Raw genomic sequence first — 20,080 nt, 5'->3', positions numbered from 1 at the left:
TTTGCGCTTGAACCAATCATCACTGCAAAGCGTGACGACATTTTTGCTGCGAAAAGGAGGGGCTCTGACGCTGCTGGTGGTGGGACTTGCTTCTGGCTGCCTCAGGCAGAATGAAGCCGAATACTGGCACGCATTAGACTTGCAAGCTGCACGGGCCAGTTTGCCTGACGCATTTCTTTCCACCGCCGATGCCTATTTCCAGTTCTATGAACGCCATCCTAATTCACCGCGCGCACCCTATGCGCTTTTTAAGTCTGCACAAATGCGACTTAGCGCCCAGAAACCGCAGCAAGCTCTTCAACACTTTGAGCTACTCTATGCCCGCTATCCAACTTCCCAAGAAGGTGCGCAAGCGCTTTTTATGATGGCTTACATTCAGCATAACTATTTGGATGACACAGCTACTGCTCGCCTACTCTATGCACGTTTTTTGGAACGCTATCCCACACACAGCTTAGCCGAATCTGCACGATTTGAACTGCAGCATTTAGGGCAGCCTGCAGACCAATTGTTTTCGCCAGATACTTCGACCTCCCTTTTGCCAAGTGGCATTTCTGTCTCCATCATATCTCCGCCGAAATGAAACGCTTAGAAGGAAAAGTCGCTGTCATTACAGGCTCAACGAAGGGGATTGGCAAAGCCATCGCTCAGAAATTTCTTGAGGAAGGCGCTTGCGTAGTTGTCTCATCACGCAGTCAAACCAATCTCGATGCAGCGTTGCAAGCCCTTTCATCGCCGAATGCACGTGGAAAAGTGTGCGATGTTTCGAAGTATTCAGATGTAGAGGCGCTTCTTGCTTTCGCGCTTAAAGAGTTTGGCAAGCTCGATGTGTGGATTAATAACGCTGGCGTAGCAGAACCCTATCGCAAAATCGTCGATGCGCCTTTGGAAGCGTGGTATGAGCCAATTGAAATCAATCTGAAAGGTACTTATCACGGCTGCCGCGCCGTCCTGCCTTATTTTCTCGCACAGCGACGCGGCAAAATTATCAACATGGCTGGCGCAGGCTCCAGCGAAAAAAAGTTCGATAGCACAGCGTGCATTAGCGGTTACGCTGCATCAAAAGCAGCCATCAAGCGCCTTACCTTTTCGCTTGCAGAAGAGTATCAAGGCTTGGGCATTGAGATTATGCTGCTCAATCCGGGAATGGTGCGCACCGAAATTTTGGGCACACGCAACCCAACGCCTGAGATGCAAAAGCGACTTGAGCGCTTTCTAAAGGTGCAAGACATTTTCGCACAGCCACCTAGCGTGGCGGCTGAACTGGCCGTTAAGATGGCTAGCTCTTGGAGTGACGGTAAAAATGGGCTATTTCTTTCTGCACTTGACGCCAACCGCGCTAGACAATTACTTTTGACTTATCCTTTTCGCCGTGCCTTTGGCAAAATCGACCGTCAAGAATACTGAGCAATGAAGTGCTTTAGGCTATTTTTTCTTTGTCTTGTTCTACCACTCTTTGCATCGTGCTACTCCTTTACGGGTGCTGCGCTTCCGCCCCACATCAAGACGATTGCAATTCCAATTTTCAACGATGAATCGCGCAGCGGCGTGCCTAACCTGCGTGAGCGTCTTACGCAAGAGCTTACCAAACGCATTCAGACACAAAGTCCGCTCATCATTGAGCAATCTCGCACAGAGGCACACTCCATTGTAGAAGCCACTGTAACGGGCTACAGCGATGTGCCTAGTGTGATTGGTGGGCAAACAGAGCGCGCTACGCAAAACCGCATCACGATTCGCGTTTCTGCTACTTACCGTGACCTTGTCAAGAAAAAAACTCTTTTTCGGCAAGAGTTCAGTGGCGTGCAAGATTATCCGATTGGTAATTTCATCGCCCAGCAGCAAGCTATTGAGCGCGCCATTCTTACGATTGCAGACGATATGCTTAACAAAATTCTCTCGGGCTGGTAAGTCCTGTGTGTCTTTTATTCCTCGAGGCTGCTTTCAACTGCCATCTGCAAAGCGGGCAAAAGCGGCGTTTTCTTTTCTTGATAGGGTCGCATTGACTTAATAATGCGCTCAAGCATTTGAATGGTGTCAAGAATATGCGTGCCTTTGTTTAGCATCACGCCTTCTGCACGCTCCGCCATTGCGGCATCGGAGATTTCCGCCCGTGAAGGTCGTCCTTTCTTTGCCAGTGTTTCTAAAACCTGCGTTGCCCAGATAATTGGAATATGAGCCGCCTCGCCCAGTCTCAACAATTCTTCTTGCACGGAAGCAAGATTTTCCCAGCCCACCTCGAGTGCAAGGTCGCCTCGCGCTATCATCATCCCAATCGGGTAGTGCTGCATTGCGGTTAGCAAAATCTCGTGCAGGTTTGCAAAGGCGTTCTGCGTCTCAATTTTCAGAATAATTCCTAAGTGCGGCGCATCTAATCGGTGCAGCTCTTCAATCAGGAGCGAAATATCATCTGCCGAGTTAATGAACGACGCACTTACCAAATCTGCATGCTCGACGATAAATCGCAGGTCTTCCTTGTCCTTCGGTGTCAGACTACTGAGCCGAAGGTTGCTTTCAGGCAAGTTAATGCCTTTGTCGGCTCGCAGTTTGCCGACCTCACTGGTAGTGTGGGTAATCTCAATGGTTAATGCCTCGCTGGACACTTGTCGAATGACGCCCTCAATGGCGCCATCATCAAAGAGAATTGGCTCACCGACTTTTACTTGCTCAAAGACTTCTGGCAATGTGCACGAGATATGTGCTGCTTTGACCAAGCCGCCCTCACTATCGTACTCTGCCGGTTCGCCGGGCACTGGACTGCGATGCAAAATTAGCGTATCGCCTACTCGCAAGATGATTTTCTCTTCACGAGGGGGTAGTGTCTGCACGGCTGTGCGCTTGCCTGAACGTTCCAGTATAAGCTCTACGCCTGCTGCAAGGTAGGCAGAGTCGTAGCACTTAGCGCGCCAAAGCTCTCCTACCTTTTGCTCTATTTTAAGTTTGCCTGCTTTGCCGCGTGTGTCGGTAAAGCACACCGTGTCATTTTCCTGTAAGTTGCTGAGCCACTCCGATTCTACGGGCAGCATATCTGGCTCTATGCTGACTCCTGCTGGCGACAGATAAACGATTGCGGGCGCAACAGTGCGTCCGTAGAGGTCGCGCACGGGTGAAAGATGCACTACCTGCTCACCTTGTTTCATTGGCCCTGTGCGCAACTTCGGCCCAGCCATATCCATGCATACTTTGCACGACTGACCCAGCTCCTGCTCAGCCGCTCTGACCTTTGCAATCATTTTGCGCCAGATGGTCTCGTCATCGTGCGCACAGTTAATTCTTGCACAGCTCATTCCAGCGGCCACCAAGTCTCTAATCAAGGTCTCGTCGTCCGCCGCATCGCTCGAGAGCGTCACCATTACAGCAATATGGCTACCGTGCGGCCTTTTGCCGAAAAGCGCTGCAGCATTGCGCCTAAGCAGTGCTTTCCCTTTCTTGACTGAAATCGGTGGGCTAATCTTGCGCACTTTCTTGCCGTAAAGCAGCGCTTTCAAAATTGCGCGCACTGCCATCAGTGTAGCTTGAATATGTCGCTCCGATCGCCCTAAGCTCGACAAGCCATAACGACTTAACTGATGCTGCAATGCCCGCACATCTGACGCGCGCAGCGCAAGGTAGTGTACCAAGTTCTTGGCACTGAGGACATTTGCTGGGTGAACACTCTCAAGCCGCTTGCGGTATTTTTTTTCCAGCGACTTGGTGCGCAGCAAAATTGCCTCTATCTCAGACAGAATCTGCTTCAGTTCTCGCTTCTTGAACCTCATCGCATTGCAAACCGTCTTTTACGCATGCCACTCGTAGCCCCACAAGGGTTAGCCAGCACCTCACTTTGCCACCGCTACTACGGTTTTGTCCCCTTCTCTGGCTTATCTAACACTTTTCTAAGCGACTGTAAGGCTGTCTCAAAACCTTGCCTAATGCTTTGGAAAGCCTCTGCACCTGCATCTTTCATCGTTTCAATCTCTTTTTCTAGCGCTGTTTTCCTTTCCTCCAGCTCTTTGATTTCTTTGCGAATTGCCTCCTTTTGTTCACTTGTGATGTACTGCACTGCATCTTTTAGTGAATCAATCTTCTGCGTCGCTGTTTTTACCTCCTCTTCGGCTTGCCTTATCAGTTCATCTTTTTCCTTCTGCCATTGGCTTATAGCTTCAACTGCCTCTTTGGCTTTTCGTTTCACAGCTTCTGCCTCTTGCTTCACTCTGTCTACCGTAACGGGTTCTTCTTTGCGGAAAAAGGCAAAATAAATGAATAGTGCAATGAAGATGAGAAATAGCAGACGGACCAAGACTCGCATCGTCTTTTTAGAGAGTTAATGTTGACGCTCGAAGCATGCGATGCTTTCAATGTGATTGGTTTGTGGAAACATATCAATTGGCTGTATTTCGCACAAGCGATATAGCCCTTTCTCGCACAGGCGCTTGCCATCGCGTGCCAGACTGGCTGGGTTACAGCTCACATAGACAACTCGGCGCGGGGCAAGCTGCAGAAGCGTCTGAATTGCATCAGGGTGCATCCCTGCACGCGGCGGGTCGGTGATGACCACATCAGGACGGCCAAATGCGTGAAGTTCAGGCACAATGCGCCGAAAATCCTTGAGGTCCAAGCGCCGAAACGATGCGTTCTCAATCGCATTCAGGCGAGCATTTTCCTCTGCATCCTTGATAGCGCTCTCTACCAGCTCAATGCCCAAGACTTTTTTGCAGTGCGGGGCTACAAAAAGTGAGATTGAGCCTGTGCCACAGTATAGGTCATAGACAATGTCGCTGGGCTCAAGATGTGCAAACACTCGCACCAGCTCGTAGAGCCGTTCAGCTTGCACCGTGTTGGTTTGAAAAAAAGAATTGGCAGAGATGTTGAACCGTAAGTTGCCTAATTGCTCCGTGATACAACTTTTGCCCCAAATCAGTTTTTCTTCTTCGCCCATACTGACGCCACTGCGGCGCGTGGTCAAGTTATTGACGACACTGGTGAGGCAGCTACCCAGCTCACGCTGCAGCGCACTGGCTAGTTCGGTCATTGCAGTGGGTTCATACCACGATGTCACCACATTTACCATCACCTCACCTGTGCGGAAGGCTTTGCGCACAACCAAATGCCGCCAGAATCCTTCGTTTGTTTTGATGGAATATGCTGGCAGCATAGACTGCTGCGCAAACGCTTTGACTACCCTCAGCGCTTGATTCATCTCTGGCGCTGCAATGTGGCACTCATCAATGTCGACTACCTTATCGAAGCGATTGGGTGCGTGAAAGCCTAAGGCAAAATCTAGCGGCTTTTCCAGAGCCGTCGTCTCACGCTCCGATTCCAGCAGGAAGCGTTGGTTAGAAAAAGAAAACTCCACCTTGTTGCGATACCCGAAGTGCTCTGTTGCCCCGATTGCTGGCAGCACATTCGGATTACAAAATCCGCCAATATGCTCCAAGGCATCTTTAACTTGCTTGCGCTTTTGTTCCAGCTGCGCACTATATGCAAGGTGTTGCCACTTGCATCCGCCGCAGATGCCAAAGTGCGAACAGTGTGGTTCAACACGCAAGGGCGATGGCTGCAGCACACGCTTTGCCTGTGCCTCCAAATAATTCTTTTTGACCTTGACAATTTCCACTTCCACCGTGTCGCCAATCGTAACGAGTCCACTGACAAAGAGACAACATCCATCAGGCAACCTTGCAAAGCAACGATTGTCTTCAGCACGGTCAGAAATTGTTACTTCAAGGCAAGCCCCTTTTTGGTATGCTGTGTGTTGCATTTCTGGCTACGCAGGTTTTGCTGAAAAAACGATAAGCCTTTGCTGAGCGTTCAGAGACTCAGTTAAATAACACTTGGCTAATTAAACACTCAACCAAATATGCTGAGAAAGTGCTTGCATTTCGTCGTGCTTCTTTTGCTCACAAGCTCTATACTCTACGCCCAAGAGCCAACTTCCAAGAAGGCGGCTAAACCTCAAACGATAGTGGGCTACCTTACCGACATTCGCTGTGGTGAGAGTTTCGAGAGCGACAAAATGGCGGCTGGACACACCAAAGAGTGCTGCCTAATGCCCGATTGCGCTGCGTCAGGCTACGGTCTTTACACAAAAAAGAAACTCATCAAATTTGACGCTGCAGGAAGTGAAAAAGCTAAAGCCTATCTCCAAGCTACAAAGCGAGAAAACAATCTGAAGGTGAAAGTCAAGGGCGAAATGAAAGGCGATGTGTTCGCTGTGCTTTCTATTGAAGATGCAAAGTAAGGCTTGACTTGTTGCAACTTCTTGTCCCACCCTCTTTCACTGGGCATGGTGGGGCTTTCACTACCAAGTAGAACTTCGCAATTTTGCTCTGCAGCTCTATCAGCCATATGCAAAAGACCTAATTCACACACATTCTAACTATGGCAACGATTCCAATTGACATTCGCACCGGCACTATCAAGAAAGAGCGCATCATCGGCATTGACTTAGGCACCACCAATAGCCTTGTGGCGTATATGCACGGCGATACCCCTGCCGTTATCTTCAACAAGCATACGAAAGAGCGCATCGTGCCATCGGTGGTTTACTTCAGCGATGATTTTACGCCGATTGTTGGTTCAGCCGCAAAAGCCTTTCTATCTGAGCACCCTGACCGAGTGGTGTATTCAGTGAAGCGCCTGATGGGCAAAGCCTTTGCTGATGTGAGAGAAGAGCTACCGCGCCTTAGTTATCGCGTGAGCGAAAGCGAATCGGAGCGCGTCTGCAAAATTGCAATCAGCAACGGTAAAGAGACACGCTACTTTACCCCGATTGAAATATCCGCCATGATTCTCCGCGAGCTCAAGCACTGGGCAGACGACTACTTCGAAGAGCCTGTCACAAAAGCCGTCATCACCGTGCCTGCCTACTTTAACGATGCACAGCGTCAAGCCACAAAAGACGCAGGCAAACTGGCTGGGCTCGAGGTCTTGCGCATTATCAACGAGCCAACTGCAGCTGCACTGGCTTATGGCTTAGATAAGACCAAGAATGGCACCATTGCAGTCTATGACCTTGGCGGTGGCACATTTGACATCTCTATCCTGAAGCTTGAAGATGGTATCTTCGATGTGCTTTCAACCAACGGCGACACCCATCTTGGCGGCGATGACCTTGACCAAGCCTTGCTGACCGTGATTGCAAAGGAAATCGATACGGCTTTGGGCTTTGACATCTTCACCAATCCACACATTAAGCAACGCTTGCGCCTTGAATGCGAACGTGCCAAGCGCGACCTGACAGACCACACTGAAACCGTTTTGCGCTTAGACATTTGTGGTAAAAATTTTGACCGCAAGCTCACGCGTGATGAGTTTGAGCAAATCATTGCGCCAGTTGTAGAACGCACCAAACTTCCTTGCCTGAAAGCCCTGAAAGATGCAGGGCTTTCTGCAGACGACATTGATGCGGTGGTGTTAGTCGGCGGCTCGACGCGCACACCTTTTGTGAAGCGATTCGTCTCAGAGATTTTTGGTGGCAAAAAGCCGTACGATTCACTTAACCCCGAGGAAGTCGTAGCGCTTGGTGCCGCCGTGCAAGCTGGGGTCATTTCAGGTGATACCGAAGATGTGCTGCTTTTGGATATTACACCGCTCTCTCTGGGCATTGAGACGGTTGGTGGTGTTTTCGTGCCAATTATCCCGCGCAACACCAAAGTGCCCATCAAAGTGGCACAAGAATTTACGACCTCCGTCGATAACCAGACAGGCATTGAAATTCACATCTTACAAGGCGAGCGTGAGCTGGCAAAGGACAACCGTAGCCTTGGGAAATTTACCTTAGGCCCACTACCGCCTCTGCCTGCAGGTATGCCCCGAATTTTGGTAACCTTTGCAATTGATGCCGATGGCGTGCTGACGGTCTCCGCTAAAGACCAGCGCACTGGCAAAGAGCAATCTATCACGGTGAAACCTACTTACGGCTTGACGGACGAAGAAGTCGAGCGTATGCTCTTAGAAGGTTTCACACATGCCAAAGAAGATGTAGAGCAACGCCTGCTGATTGAAGCAAAAGTGGAAGCGCGCAGTATCATCGCTGCAATTGAAAAGCAAATTGCGCAAGAGGCTGAGATTTTTGCAGAGCTGCCCAAGGAAACGCAGACTGCTATTTACGCTACACTGGCGGAACTGAAACAGGCTGTTGAGGGTAACGACCGTCAGAAAATCACAGAACTAACAGAAAAAGCCAACACACTTACTACACCGTTTGCTCAAGCCGTGATGAATGCTGCAGTTGCACGCGCTTTGAAGCAGAAGAGCGTAGATGAGGTAGCATAAAGAGTCGAACGGCACGATAAGGTCCTAAGAGCAGCGCTCGCCAACATACTTTTGGCTAACTGGTCTGTCGAACACTACTCTGCGCTGTCCTCTGCAAAAGATGAGACAGCAATACTGCACTACTCAACCAGATATGTACTTTCCGAGAAGCTGGTTAATATCACGCATCACGCTATCTTTAGTCCCGACTATGCATCAGCGACACGGTGCGCGACCTTGCGGTAAATTGGTGTATTCTGCATAGAGCCGCAAAAAACCATTGAAGTTTCGCAAATTCAACGTCAACACTTAACACTGTAACACTATGACCTGCAACGCTTCCCGCAAAGCGCTTGTGCTCATACTCTTTTGGCTCTTTAGCGCAACGCTTTGGGCACAAACCGATGATTCGCTCTACATTCGGCAAAACTTTACGAAGCGAGAGTTCTACATTCCAATGCGAGATGGTGTGCGGCTCTTTACCTCGCTCTACATTCCAAAAGATTCATCAAAAAAGTATCCGATTATTCTCAACCGCACCCCTTACAGCGTTGCACCTTATGGCGAAGAGAACTATCGCACCACGCTTCTGCCATCTGAACTTTTGCGCGAAGGCTACATTTTTGCCTATCAAGATGTGCGTGGTCGCTGGATGTCTGAAGGGGAGTTTGTCAATGTCCGTCCGAACATTCCGGGCAACACTGGCAATCAAATTGATGAATCCAGTGATACCTACGACACGATTGAATGGCTGGTGAAAAATGTCTCGCTTTGCAATGGCAAAGTTGGCATTTGGGGCATTTCATATCCGGGCTTTTATGCTGCTGCATCGCTACCTGATGCGCACCCTGCGCTGAAAGCCGTCTCTCCACAAGCCCCTGTAACCGATTGGTGGATTGGCGATGACTTCCATCACAATGGGGCATTCTTCTTAATGGACGCCTTTACTTTTCTTTACTCCTTTGGTAAAGCGCGTCCGAAGCCCACCACTGTGGGCAATCCACCCTACAACTTTCCAACGCCTGATGCTTACAAGTTCTATTTGGAGCTTGGCGCACTAAGAAATGTCAATGAAAAAATCTACCGCGATAGTATCGCGTTCTGGAATGAGATGATGAATCATCCGAATTATGATGAGTTCTGGAAATCACGCACAATCTTGCCGCATCTAAAAAATATCACGCCTGCGGTGATGACCGTCGGCGGCTGGTTTGACGCAGAAGACCTCTATGGGCCGCTTAAAGTCTATGATGCTATTGAGCGACAAAACCCAAAGGCACGCAACATTCTCGTCATGGGTCCATGGTATCACGGCGCATGGGCAAGAACTGATGGCGACCGCTTGGGATACATCAAGTTTGGCTCAAAGACCGGTCAGTTTTATCGCGAGCACATCTTGAAACCTTTCTTCAACGCCCATCTCAAAGGCAATGGCAACGATACGCTACCCGAAGCAATACTTTACGACGTTGGTCGAGACCAATGGCGTACCTTTGAGACATGGCATCCAAAGAATGTCGTAGAGAAGAACCTCTACTTTCACGCCAATGGCAAGCTCTCTTTTGAGCCGCCTAAAGACACCAAAGGGTACGACGAATACATCAGCGACCCCAACAAGCCCGTGCCTTACACCAACGAGATACGCATTGACCGCAGCGTTGAGTATATGATTGAAGACCAGCGCTTTGCGGCACGCCGACCTGATGTGCTGGTCTATCAAACTGATGTGCTCACCGAAGACATCACATTAGCTGGAAACATTTTTGCCAATCTGTTTGCGTCCACAACAGGCAGCGATGCTGACTTCATCGTCAAGCTCATTGACGTTTTTCCTGATACTGCCAGAGATGAATACACCGATAAGCCTATTGGGCGACGGGTCTTTCCTGCCCCTGTGCGCTTGGGTGGCTACCAGATGCTGGTGCGTTGGGAAGTGATGCGTGCCCGCTACCGCAAGAGTTACGAAAAGCCTGAACCAATGAAACCCAATCAGATTGAAGAGGTGAAGTTCGAGCTGCAAGATGTGCTGCACACTTTCAAAAAAGGGCATCGCATTATGGTGCAAGTGCAAAGTTCAATGTTCCCACTTATTGACCGCAATCCGCAGAAGTTTGTTGACATCTACAAGTGCAGCGATAGCGATTTTCAGGTTGCAACACATCGGATTTATCGCACAGCCAAAGCGCCATCGCACCTGAAAGTGAAAATCTTGCCGCAATGATGCCTGGGCGCATACGGGTAGTTGTCAGCATTCGCCTCACGGCGCAAGGCGTCAGTTTGGCAGCCGCGTTACTCTTTTTGCTTGCTACTGACAGCCCGGCACAAGTTTTAGTGAAACGCTACGCTGAGGCGCGCCTTGCTGCACAGCAGCGCGCAATGTGGATTTTAGGTGCTTGGGCAGGTGCTTCTATCTTGTCTGGCGTTGGGCTATCTCTGCAATCAGAGAACACTGTTCTGCGGTATTGGGGTTTTCAGAATCTCGGCTGGGGCGCTGTGAATGCAGCGATTGCAAGCGCTGCTTTGCTCGGACTCGGCTCGCAGCTTGCTGCGCTGGATACGCTTGGCACTGACGGCAAAGCCCTCTTGCAGGAGCTTTCAGAAGAGCAAAATTTTTCCAAAATCTTACTTGTGAATGTCGGATTAGATGTTGGCTATATGTTGGTTGGCGGTGCTTTGGCTTGGGCAGCTCGGAATGGACTGAGCCGCAGCGATGAGTTTTTTGGTAGCGGACTAGGCATTATCGTGCAAGGTGCATTTCTCCTCTTTTTCGATATCTGGCAAGTGCTGGCATCTAGTGCACGTATCAGCGACTTGGAGCAAGCTCTGCGCCCAATGCTATCGCTTAAACTGACACCGTCTGACGCTGGTTTAATGCTTACGCTCTTGTTTTGAATCTAACCTTTGCTTCGGATTTTCTCTGGACACTGGCTCAACGGCGAAAGCGTCTTGCGCTTTGCGCATCCTTTTGCTCAAAGATTTCATAGAGCGGCCTGCCGTCATAATCGGCTAGCTCGGGGGGTAGACCAAGCCAGTAGTGTAAGGTTGGGGCAAAGTCAGTTGTCCACACTGCCGCGTGATACTTGCCGGGACGAATGCCTTTGCCGCAGAATAGCATTGGCACATGTGTGTCATAGTCGTAAGCCGTGCCGTGTGTGGTGCCAGTTTGTGCAAATGCAAAGAAGGAATAGGGTCTAAGCAGCAACTTCACATCACCGCTGCGCGATGCGAAGAAAGAGTGCTTTACCATTTTACCTGTCGCATCTAAGCTGCCCTGTTCCAGGTCCGTGCGCGTTACAAAGCCAATCACGCCGCGTAGCTGCAGTGCACACTCGCCTACAAATCGCTCTACTTCGCTGGGGCTGTAGCCCAGTTTCGCTACAGCGTCGCGGTTTAGCACCACTTCATCGTTTTCTATAGTGCCGACCACGTTCGGGTATTTTGCACTGACCAACCTGCGCAACGAATCTAATGTGTTCGCTTTGAAGAGCCGTTCTCCACGCTTGCCGTCAGGCTGCAACTGTTCTGGCAACGGCGAGACGCCATGATCGGCAGACAGTGCAAACCAGCAATTTTCAAACCCAATTTTTTTGTCCAAGTATTGAAAAAAATCGCTAAGCTGACGGTCTAAACGCACAACGATATCCATCTGCTCTTGGCTATCTGGCCCAAAAGCATGTCCACAGTAGTCAACTGAGGAAAACGAGATAGTGAGCACATCAGTTACGCCACGCTGTCCCAACGCCTCTCCTTCAATTGCTGCTTTGGCGATTTCAATCGTTAGCTCATTGCCAAATGGTGTGGGTGCAATCGCCTCAAACCGTCTTACATTTCGTAAGCGCGGGTCACTTAGCTTTGTCGCATCAATCACCTTATGCGGGAATACTGGGCGCTCTTCACCTAACAAGTTACTTTCGCCCACTGCATCATCTGGCATTGTGTAAGCGCTATCAGGCAACAGCCTAACCCATTCTTTGCCTAAATAACTTTCAGGCAACTTTCTCTCGTTGAAGTTTTCTAACCACTTTGGCAGATTACCATTTGGAAAGTAGTATGAACTTGAAATCCACTTGCCACTTGCCGCATCGAACCAGAATGCTGCATCGGCTTTTTTACCTGCTGGCAGTATCGCACCTCTATCTTTGAGTGCAATTCCAATCACCTTGCTTTTTGGCGAGATTGTCTTCAAGTGGTCAGTGACCATTGAAACCAGCGCATTTCGGGGCGACATTTTACCTGAATTGGCACTCGCATTGATTCCAACAGTGCTCACGCTTGTATCCTCGACGCAGTAGACCATGCGGTTAGTGGAACGGTCAATCCACTCGTTGCCTACGATGCCGCTGCGCGCTGGCATTACACCCGTAAAAAGTGTGGCATGTCCGGGTGCAGTGTAAGTGTTGATGTAAGGGTAGTGCGCATTCGTAAAGAGTGCACCGCTTGCCAGCAGCCGATTAAACCCACCTGATGACTTACTTGCTGGCAAGTAGTATGCCCTGAACCGCTCCAAGTAATCGTAGCGAAACTGGTCTATTACAATTGCGACCACCAACTTGGGTGCTTGTGCTGCAGTTTTCTTGGTTTGCGCTGGTGCGATTGTGCTGATTAGACAAAAAAGCAAAAGAAGCCAGAAAGGGTGCGTATTCATTGTGTATGTGGATTGCAGCAAGTTGCAGCATTTTAGATTGCTGCAAAGATACATCTTCTTCACCATTGCTGGCAGTGCTGAGTGCAATTTGCTAAAAAGTCTGCTGCAAGTCAGAACTTAACGCAAACTTATCGTTACTTTAACGCTTCCCTAACACGCTGCCACTATCTTTGCGTCCGCATCGTGAAACGACAGCCCGACTATCCAGAAAAAACCGTGTTCCTTCACTTTTTCCTGCTGCGTGCTCTATGATGCAAATGCCCTTGCTGAGGCGGTGCTCCCAAAAAACCGTTGGAAGTCGGAGAATTATGCCGTTTTGCGATGCAGGTTTTGACAGCATAGCAACTCGAACAAAACAAAACTCTGTTGAAACAATGCTCAGGAAACTACTTCAGCAAGCACTCTTTGGATTGCTCGTTTGTGGGATAACCCTTTCAGGCTGCCGCAGTAACACTACCGACAGTAGCTCAGCCTCGACGGTTGAACTGCGTCAGTATTCGGTTACACCGACTTTCGTCTCACGCATTGCGCAAGGTGTGCAAGCCTTCACGCTCATTAGCTCTGACGATACGCTGCGTCAGTCTCCAAACTTCGTCTTCGGCGGTATGGCAGATGGCGCAGGTCTTCTTAGGAATCCAGACGGCACTTTTACCTTTGTGTGCAACCATGAGGATAACTTTGCTGTCTCACGCATCACACTTGACCAGACCTTCCGTCCTGTGCGTGGTGAGTATTTGATGACCTCTAACGACGGTTTGTGGCGTCTTTGCTCTGCGACGATGGTTACGCCCGAAGTGCACGGCGTTGCTCGCCCGCAGTTTATCACCTGCGGTGAATCCGGCCCTGAATCTCAGATTCACATCGTAGATCCATATGGTCGCCCAAGTGAAACTGACCGTATTCTGACCAACTTTGGCTACTGGAGTGGCGAAAACGCCGTTACCTTGCCGAAAGGCACTTATCCGAACCGCACAGTTACTATCATCGGTGATGATGATTTTCAAGGCGCAGGTGAAGTGGCGCTCTATGTTGGCGAAGGCACTGGCAATTTCGACAACGGCAAGCTCTATGTGATGGCACGCCGCGACAATGTCCGCCGTGAACGCTCAATGGTGGCTGGGCAAGTGTATGAGGTAGAGTTCCGTGAAATCACTAATCCGAAGTCTCGAGCTGCCGCAGAGTTCAACCAAGAAGCGGCTCGCTTGAATGCCATTGCCTTTGGTCGCGTTGAAGACCTTGACTACCGCAAAGGGTCAGACGCAGCCGCCACTGAGATTTACTTCTGCGTTACTGGTCAGGTGTGGGGCACCGGCGCCAATGCCGATAGCGCTCGCACAATGTATGGTCGTGTGTATCGCTTGCGCTTAGACCCCAGCAACCCTCTTCGTGGCACACTTGAAGTTCTCTTCGATGGCGATGACCCGAATGGTCCAGCCCGCGAGTTTATGAACCCTGATAACATTTGCGTGACAGAAAACTTCGTCTACATCCAAGAAGACCCCAACCGCTATCGTGGTGCAAATGTCTTTGATGCCCGCCGTCAAAATCATGACTGCCGTATCTACCAGTGGCGCATTGGTTCAAGCCCAAGCACCATCTCGGTTTTCTTGGAAGTCTCTCCACCACGCGACGGCAGTGCTGCTCAGCGTAAGTATGTGGCAGAGCGAAACCCCGATGGCAGTGCAACTAACTGGTTCGTCGGCTCTGACGGACGACCTGCTATTGGTGAATGGGAATACGGTGCTATGCTTGATATCTCCAATGAAGTCGGTCGCCCTGGCACTTTCCTTGTCTGTGTGCAGACGCACACTTGGCGGCAAGGTGGTCAAGCGCCCGGTAGAGACTTCCGCAATCCAGACGGCGGCACTCTGCCTGCTGCACAAGTTCCTACCAACTTCGGTGAGGGCAGCTATGTTCTAATTCTCACGAATGTGCCTCGCTAAAACCCTTGCAGATGGACGACCGAAGAGCCGCATTCCAAAGAGTGCGGCTCTTTTCATTCATCATCACATCAGTACGAGCAGTATGAACCGCATCTTAACTTTTGTTGCAATTGCTATCATTGTCGTGGCGTCTAGCTGCACGAAGTTGCCCAAGACCAGCTCTACAGCTTCAAAAGACATTGCAGACTCAACGGTCAAAGCCACATTTTCGAAAAACCTACGCGCACTGCATGCAGCACTGGGTGCATTAGATTCACTGATTGCAAGTGCAGCCAGTGATACACTATCCAAAACAGTCGTGCAGCAAGCCTTCAGAACAGCTCGTCTTGCTTACAAGCGCATTGAGTTTCTTTCAGAGTATTATGCACCGCGTACTTCTGAAGAAATGAACGGTCCTGCACTGGTCAAGGTCGGTGAAGAATTCAAGCTCGAGCAGCCCACTGGCTTTCAAGTCTTAGAGGAAATGCTTTTCCCTGATGTCAACCTTGCGGAGCGTGATGCTATGCTTCGGCAAGTTAAAATCATGCGCTCGCTCTGCAAACGCTTTGATGATGTGATTATCAAAAAGACGCTCAGCGACACTCGCATATTCGATGCTATGCGGCTTGAGATTGCTCGCATTATCACGCTGGGCATTACAGGTTTTGATTCCCCTATTGCACAACACTCCATTCCTGAAGCTCAGGCAGCTGTAGAAGGTCTTGCTGAAGCTTTTGAGTGTTATGCAGCAGTGCTGGTGCAAAAAGACACCGCTAAGTTGCAGGAAGTGCGCAAGTGCTTCCGTGCTGCCATCAGCTACCTTGCAAGCCACGCTCAGGACTTCAATGCCTTCAATCGCCTTCACTTCATCGTAGAGTTTGCTAACCCGCTCTCTGAAGCACTCTATGATGTGCAGGTCTTGCTACAAATTCCATTTCTTGAGACAAAGCGCCCTTTCCGCACCACTGCTAAAACTTTGTTCGACCCTGAGGCATTTGACCCAACGGCTTATGCACCCGACTACATGGACTCACTAAACCTGCAACAAGTGGCGCTCGGCAAACTGCTTTTCTTTGAACCGCTTCTGTCTGAAAACAATCAGCGCTCTTGTGCTTCCTGCCATCAGCCTGAACATGCCTTCACTGATGGGCTGCCACGGGCGCTAACGATAGCACGCGAAACGCATAAATTGCGCAACACACCCACTCTCATCAATTCTGCCTTTCAAGCCAGTTCATCTTATGACCAGAAAACGATTTACCTCGAAGACCGCGTGCGCTTTGTAGTGCATAGTCCCGATGAAATGAAAAGCTCACTGGATGCCGCAGCAGCCAAACTTGCCAAAAGTGCCGAGTATCAAGCCCTATTTAGAGCGGCTTTCGGTGTGGACAATGCGGTTACGGGTCAGCACATTGCACAAGCGATTGCCAGCTATATGCGCTCGCTTATTGCCCTCAACTCTCGTTTTGACCAGTATATGCGCGGCGACAAAACAAAGATGAGTGAAAGTGAGCAGCGTGGCTTCAATCTCTTTGCGGGTAAAGCCAAGTGTGCTACTTGCCACTTCATTCCGTTTTTCAACGGCACTGTGCCACCTGATTTTACTGAGACAGAGGCAGAAGTTATCGGTGTCCCGAAAGAGGCTAAGTGGAAAAACGCTGAAATTGACCCTGACATCGGTAAAATGGCTACTAATGGAATAGAGCTTAACAGGTATATGTTCAAGACCCCGACGCTCCGCAATGTGGCGCTTACCGCACCTTATATGCACAACGGTGTCTATAAGACACTTGACGAAGTGATGCGCTTCTACAACGTTGGCGGCGGCAAGGGTATTGGTATTGACTTAGACCATCAAACGCTGCCTGAAGACAAACTCAACCTAACTAAGCAGGAAATTCAAGACATTATTGCTTTTATGAAAGCCCTCACGGACACAACGGGCTTAACTGCGCGCCCTACTGCCTTGCCACGGTTTAATGATGATATGCTCAACGCTCGAAAGGTCGGTGGAAGCTATTAGGCTACGCATTGGTACTTAGGGCACGCTACCTCTACAGCGTCTTTTAAATGTCTTCCTTTGAGTCCGATTGGACGCGCAGTGCTTTCCCTGAAAGGAGGAGGGCGATGCGTGTAGAACCGCTTTCAATCAGCGGGCTTTTGTTAGTTCCTCTTAAGTAGCGCTGCGATTTTTTTTAGGCTCTCGATCTCGTTCTCTATGTTTCGTCCTGTTCTGCCTTTGGCTTCTACTGCCATAAGCTGCGCTGCTTTCTCTGGCTGTTTGAGGTAAAGATGCCGCTGACGCAGACCGTGTTCCACGCGGCGTCGGAATTCCTCCGCTGCCAGCAGCAAGCATTCTCGCAGCTTGCTTACATCCCAAGGTTTCTGAATATGTCGGAAGATTTGACCTTCATTCACAAGGCGAACAATGTCTTCAAGGTCGGTATAGCCTGTCATCAAAATTTTTGGCACAAGCGGGGCAATGCGATGGGCTGCAATCAGAAAGTCGACGCCACTCATACCGGGCATTCGCTGGTCGGACAGCAAGACAGAAATGAGGGCATTGGATTCTAGCACATCTAAGGCGGTGCGGGCATCATTGCAAGCAATTACATTGAATTCATCGGAGAGCAAGTCTGTTAGCGCAGTCAGCACTCGCTTTTCATCATCGACAACCAGCACTTTCGGCTTACCGCTGCGTCCATAGAAGACCTCACGAAACGCACGCATTTCTTCCAGCTCCTCATTCAGCCATGATGTGTTCGCCGCAGGTAGCGGATTTTGCACGCCTGCTTGGGTTTCTTCTGACTCAGACAGCTTTGCTTCCAACATCGCCACATGCTCATTGAGCTTCGCAAAAAACTCTTCTTCGAAGCTCTCGTATTTTTCTACCTCTGCGATTGTCTCGGGCTTGAAAGTTGCAAAGAATTCTTCCTCAAATGACAGATACTGTTTGGGCGTAGTTTGGTTAGCGGGTAGCGGCGTGCTTGAGCGATTTTCCTCCTTTGCCACAGGCTTCGGCGCGTTGCTTGGCTCTGGCACTTTCACTTGTGGCAGCGGTTCGCCCAGTGCATTTGAGAGATCAAGCCTCACCAGATTGGATTTCGGTGTGTGGGTCGCTTGCGCTGGAGGTTGCTCGCGCAACATGGCGCGTGTCTGCTTCTGTTTGCGCAGCACATATGAGGCTGCGGCTAGTGAGACAATAGACTTCAAGGTCTCTGGCTGCCATGGCTTACGCACATACCGAAAAATCTCGCCCAGATTAACGGAATCCAAGACGGCATCAAGGTCAGTGTATCCCGTTAGCAAAATGCGCATTGTGTCGGGCAGCATTTGCTTAATCTGCTTGAGCAAATCCACGCCCTTCATCGTAGGCATCCGCTGGTCGCTAATTATCACAGCAAGGTCAGGCAACTGTAAGGCTAAATTCAGCGCTTCTTCTCCACTTTGCGCCGTAAACACAATAAACTCGGCATCAAACAACTGGCGCAGCGACTCCAGCACCTGCGGCTCATCATCGACAATCAACATCTTGAGTTTCATCATTCTCTTGTGTCTTGGTTTGAGGGTATAAATTCTACAATTGGAATCTTGATTTCGAAGGTCGTGCCCACGCCTTCTTCGGTTTCAAAGGAAATAGAGCCTTTGTGCTTCTCAACAATGCTGTAGGCAATAGAAAGTCCTAATCCTGTGCCTTTGCCAACGGGCTTGGTGGTGAAAAAGGGGTCAAAAATCTTACCGCGAATTTCTTTCGGAATCCCTGTGCCGTTGTCTTGAATTTTTACGACAGCAAAGTTGCCTTCTTGTCGGGCATAGATGCGAATTCGGGGTGCAGGGCTGGCTTCAACTGCATGAATCGCATTTTGAATAATGTTCATAAAAACCTGATTCAGCTGTGCTGGGTAGCAATCAATCATTGGTAGGGGCTCCAGATAGGTCTCGACTTGGATAGCTTTTTCACGCAACATGTGCCCTAGCATCAGCAGGCTGCTACGAATGCCGTCCAAAAGATTTGCGCGCTTCATCTCCGCCTCGTCCAAGCGAGAGAAATTGCGCATACTTTGAACAAGGTTTGCCATCTGCTCTAGGCCGACCATGCACCCGTTGAATAGCTTCTGAGTGCGGCTTACAAGTTGCGACAGCGACTCTTTTGTTGCCAGCTCAGATTCTGAGATTTCTTGAAATTTGCACAGCGCATCTTCCAGACGATTGTCGTTGATGCACGCAATTGCCTCAATTGCTTTAGCATACAGCTCTGAGAGCGTCTCAAAGCGCTTGCCAATTAGCTCCAAATTATTCTGCACATAGCCAATTGGCGTGTTGAGTTCATGTGCAATGCCCGCCACCATTTGCCCTAGGGAACTCATCTTCTCTGCTTGAATAAGCTGCGCCTGAGTTTTTTGCACCTCTGCCAGTTGCTTTTCAAGCTCTCTGTTGAGCACCTGCAGCTCTTCCTCAATGCGTTTGCGACGCGTAATGTCGCGCACGAAGACAGCTGCCCCAAAAATCTCCCCTTGAAAATCCTTGATAGGGTTGAGCGTTGCTTCCTCGTAGCGCACGCTTCCGTCTGCTAATCGATGACTAGTCTCGAACACCACATGCTCGCCGCCAAGTGCCAGATTGGCATATCGATTCCACACCTCGACATTCTCAGGCGGCACGATTGAAAAAAATGGCATTCCAATCTGGATTTCAATGCCCAATGCTGTGCGCGCAAAGTGCCTTACTGCTTCATTTGCCACGCTCAGGTTATACTCTCGGTCAATTGCCCAGATGTAATCGTCTGTATTGTTAATCAAGCTTGAGAGCGCTGCTTCCTTCTGCAGCAGCTCAGCTTGAATGCGATGCACCACCTCCATACTTTCCTTGCGCGCCGCAATGTCACGGTATAGCTCAACGGTACCGATGATGCGCTGTTCACTATCTTTTAGGGGCGACTTAGTGATTTGAAACCACTTGAGCAGCCCTGTTGCCGGCTCAATCAATGCTTCTTCTTTTGAGATAGCTGGCAACTGTGCAGTGAGCAGAAGAAGGTCATCATTGCGCCGCTGTCTTACTATATCATCAGGAAAAAAAGCCAAGTCTGTTCTGCCGACTGCATCTTTTGGGCTGGTTACGCCAAGCAAGCGGCACATTGCCGCATTCAGATACGTGTAGCGCCCGCCACTATCCTTGACGCACAAGGGATCTTGCAGACTCTCTATAATCAGCCCCGATAGCAGGCTACTTATTTTCGGCTCTGAACTCAGCATCTGTTTCTCGAGCGCGTTCATCGTAC

General features: G+C 49.8%; 15 protein-coding genes. 9 read left to right on the top strand and 6 right to left on the bottom strand.

The window, feature by feature from the left end:
• The first annotated feature begins 43 nt into the window (after positions 1 to 43).
• From NZM05_11130 to lptE, 3 genes are read left to right on the top strand one after another with little or no spacing between them, the layout of a single operon-like run.
• On the top strand, positions 44 to 583 hold the full coding sequence (locus NZM05_11130; GenBank protein MCS7014164.1) for a tetratricopeptide repeat protein: 540 nt from the start codon (positions 44 to 46) through the stop codon (positions 581 to 583).
• Positions 580 to 1,407, top strand: a complete 828-nt coding sequence (locus NZM05_11125) for an SDR family oxidoreductase (GenBank protein ID MCS7014163.1) — start codon at positions 580 to 582, stop codon at positions 1,405 to 1,407. Before NZM05_11130 ends, NZM05_11125 begins: the two co-directional genes overlap by 4 nt.
• 3 nt (positions 1,408 to 1,410) lie before the next feature.
• Complete coding sequence (gene lptE / locus NZM05_11120) at positions 1,411 to 1,911, top strand: LPS assembly lipoprotein LptE (protein MCS7014162.1); 501 nt, start codon at positions 1,411 to 1,413, stop codon at positions 1,909 to 1,911.
• Positions 1,912 to 1,925: 14 nt separating this feature from the next.
• On the opposite strand, the gene NZM05_11115 is transcribed toward lptE, so the two are convergent.
• The 3 genes from NZM05_11115 to rlmD all read right to left on the bottom strand — a co-directional run bounded on the left by NZM05_11115 (position 1,926) and on the right by rlmD (position 5,740).
• Entirely contained in the window at positions 1,926 to 3,758 is a 1,833-nt protein-coding gene (locus tag NZM05_11115; protein ID MCS7014161.1) for a pyruvate kinase, read from the bottom strand.
• 77 nt (positions 3,759 to 3,835) lie between these two features.
• Positions 3,836 to 4,288 carry a hypothetical protein gene (locus tag NZM05_11110; GenBank protein MCS7014160.1) on the bottom strand — a complete coding sequence of 151 codons (453 nt, stop codon included), beginning with the start codon at positions 4,286 to 4,288 and terminating at the stop codon, positions 3,836 to 3,838.
• A 15-nt stretch (positions 4,289 to 4,303) separates the two neighbouring features.
• On the bottom strand, positions 4,304 to 5,740 hold the full coding sequence (gene rlmD / locus NZM05_11105; GenBank protein MCS7014159.1) for a 23S rRNA (uracil(1939)-C(5))-methyltransferase RlmD: 1,437 nt from the start codon (positions 5,738 to 5,740) through the stop codon (positions 4,304 to 4,306).
• Positions 5,741 to 5,839: 99 nt separating this feature from the next.
• On the opposite strand from rlmD, the gene NZM05_11100 reads away from it, so the two are divergent.
• The 4 genes from NZM05_11100 to NZM05_11085 all read left to right on the top strand — a co-directional run bounded on the left by NZM05_11100 (position 5,840) and on the right by NZM05_11085 (position 11,127).
• On the top strand, positions 5,840 to 6,220 hold the full coding sequence (locus NZM05_11100) for a hypothetical protein (GenBank protein ID MCS7014158.1): 381 nt from the start codon (positions 5,840 to 5,842) through the stop codon (positions 6,218 to 6,220).
• Positions 6,221 to 6,360: 140 nt separating this feature from the next.
• Complete coding sequence (gene hscA, locus NZM05_11095) at positions 6,361 to 8,256, top strand: Fe-S protein assembly chaperone HscA (GenBank protein MCS7014157.1); 1,896 nt, start codon at positions 6,361 to 6,363, stop codon at positions 8,254 to 8,256.
• A 304-nt stretch (positions 8,257 to 8,560) separates the two neighbouring features.
• The gene (locus NZM05_11090; protein ID MCS7014156.1) at positions 8,561 to 10,456 is read left to right on the top strand and encodes a CocE/NonD family hydrolase; all 1,896 of its coding nucleotides are present in this window, start codon (positions 8,561 to 8,563) and stop codon (positions 10,454 to 10,456) included.
• Complete coding sequence (locus NZM05_11085) at positions 10,453 to 11,127, top strand: hypothetical protein (GenBank protein MCS7014155.1); 675 nt, start codon at positions 10,453 to 10,455, stop codon at positions 11,125 to 11,127. The genes NZM05_11090 and NZM05_11085 overlap by 4 nt, the downstream gene beginning before the upstream one ends.
• A 37-nt stretch (positions 11,128 to 11,164) precedes the next feature.
• On the opposite strand, the gene NZM05_11080 is transcribed toward NZM05_11085, so the two are convergent.
• On the bottom strand, positions 11,165 to 12,880 hold the full coding sequence (locus NZM05_11080) for an alkaline phosphatase family protein (protein ID MCS7014154.1): 1,716 nt from the start codon (positions 12,878 to 12,880) through the stop codon (positions 11,165 to 11,167).
• Positions 12,881 to 13,254: 374 nt separating this feature from the next.
• On the opposite strand from NZM05_11080, the gene NZM05_11075 reads away from it, so the two are divergent.
• Both NZM05_11075 and NZM05_11070 read left to right on the top strand, forming a co-directional pair.
• Positions 13,255 to 14,823, top strand: coding sequence for a PhoX family protein (locus NZM05_11075; protein ID MCS7014153.1), 1,569 nt, complete (start codon positions 13,255 to 13,257; stop codon positions 14,821 to 14,823).
• A gap of 82 nt (positions 14,824 to 14,905) precedes the next feature.
• On the top strand, positions 14,906 to 16,825 hold the full coding sequence (locus tag NZM05_11070) for a c-type cytochrome (GenBank protein ID MCS7014152.1): 1,920 nt from the start codon (positions 14,906 to 14,908) through the stop codon (positions 16,823 to 16,825).
• Between the two features lie 140 nt (positions 16,826 to 16,965).
• Here NZM05_11070 and NZM05_11065 read toward each other — a convergent pair whose 3' ends face one another.
• Positions 16,966 to 18,348 (bottom strand): response regulator, encoded by a 1,383-nt coding sequence (locus NZM05_11065; GenBank protein MCS7014151.1) that lies wholly within the window; start codon positions 18,346 to 18,348, stop codon positions 16,966 to 16,968.
• Positions 18,345 to 20,075 (bottom strand): PAS domain-containing protein, encoded by a 1,731-nt coding sequence (locus NZM05_11060; GenBank protein MCS7014150.1) that lies wholly within the window; start codon positions 20,073 to 20,075, stop codon positions 18,345 to 18,347. Before NZM05_11060 ends, NZM05_11065 begins: the two co-directional genes overlap by 4 nt.
• Positions 20,076 to 20,080: the final 5 nt, after the last annotated feature.

This window comes from Chloroherpetonaceae bacterium, assembly GCA_025056565.1.
Classification (GTDB): domain Bacteria; phylum Bacteroidota; class Chlorobiia; order Chlorobiales; family Thermochlorobacteraceae; genus Thermochlorobacter.
Note: the sequence above shows the minus strand (reverse complement) of the source record. Positions and strands in the feature narration are given on the sequence as shown.

What these genes read in the sequence shown, in the direction of transcription:
- NZM05_11125 (MCS7014163.1), top strand. Translation starts at nt 580, where the DNA reads ATGAAACGCTTAGAAGGAAAAGTCGCTGTCATTACAGGCTCAACGAAG.
- lptE (MCS7014162.1), top strand. Translation starts at nt 1,411, where the DNA reads ATGAAGTGCTTTAGGCTATTTTTTCTTTGTCTTGTTCTACCACTCTTT.
- NZM05_11115 (MCS7014161.1), bottom strand. Translation starts at nt 3,758, where the DNA reads ATGAGGTTCAAGAAGCGAGAACTGAAGCAGATTCTGTCTGAGATAGAG.
- NZM05_11110 (MCS7014160.1), bottom strand. Translation starts at nt 4,288, where the DNA reads ATGCGAGTCTTGGTCCGTCTGCTATTTCTCATCTTCATTGCACTATTC.
- rlmD (MCS7014159.1), bottom strand. Translation starts at nt 5,740, where the DNA reads ATGCAACACACAGCATACCAAAAAGGGGCTTGCCTTGAAGTAACAATT.
- NZM05_11100 (MCS7014158.1), top strand. Translation starts at nt 5,840, where the DNA reads ATGCTGAGAAAGTGCTTGCATTTCGTCGTGCTTCTTTTGCTCACAAGC.
- hscA (MCS7014157.1), top strand. Translation starts at nt 6,361, where the DNA reads ATGGCAACGATTCCAATTGACATTCGCACCGGCACTATCAAGAAAGAG.
- NZM05_11090 (MCS7014156.1), top strand. Translation starts at nt 8,561, where the DNA reads ATGACCTGCAACGCTTCCCGCAAAGCGCTTGTGCTCATACTCTTTTGG.
- NZM05_11085 (MCS7014155.1), top strand. Translation starts at nt 10,453, where the DNA reads ATGATGCCTGGGCGCATACGGGTAGTTGTCAGCATTCGCCTCACGGCG.
- NZM05_11080 (MCS7014154.1), bottom strand. Translation starts at nt 12,880, where the DNA reads ATGAATACGCACCCTTTCTGGCTTCTTTTGCTTTTTTGTCTAATCAGC.
- NZM05_11075 (MCS7014153.1), top strand. Translation starts at nt 13,255, where the DNA reads ATGCTCAGGAAACTACTTCAGCAAGCACTCTTTGGATTGCTCGTTTGT.
- NZM05_11070 (MCS7014152.1), top strand. Translation starts at nt 14,906, where the DNA reads ATGAACCGCATCTTAACTTTTGTTGCAATTGCTATCATTGTCGTGGCG.
- NZM05_11065 (MCS7014151.1), bottom strand. Translation starts at nt 18,348, where the DNA reads ATGATGAAACTCAAGATGTTGATTGTCGATGATGAGCCGCAGGTGCTG.
- NZM05_11060 (MCS7014150.1), bottom strand. Translation starts at nt 20,075, where the DNA reads ATGAACGCGCTCGAGAAACAGATGCTGAGTTCAGAGCCGAAAATAAGT.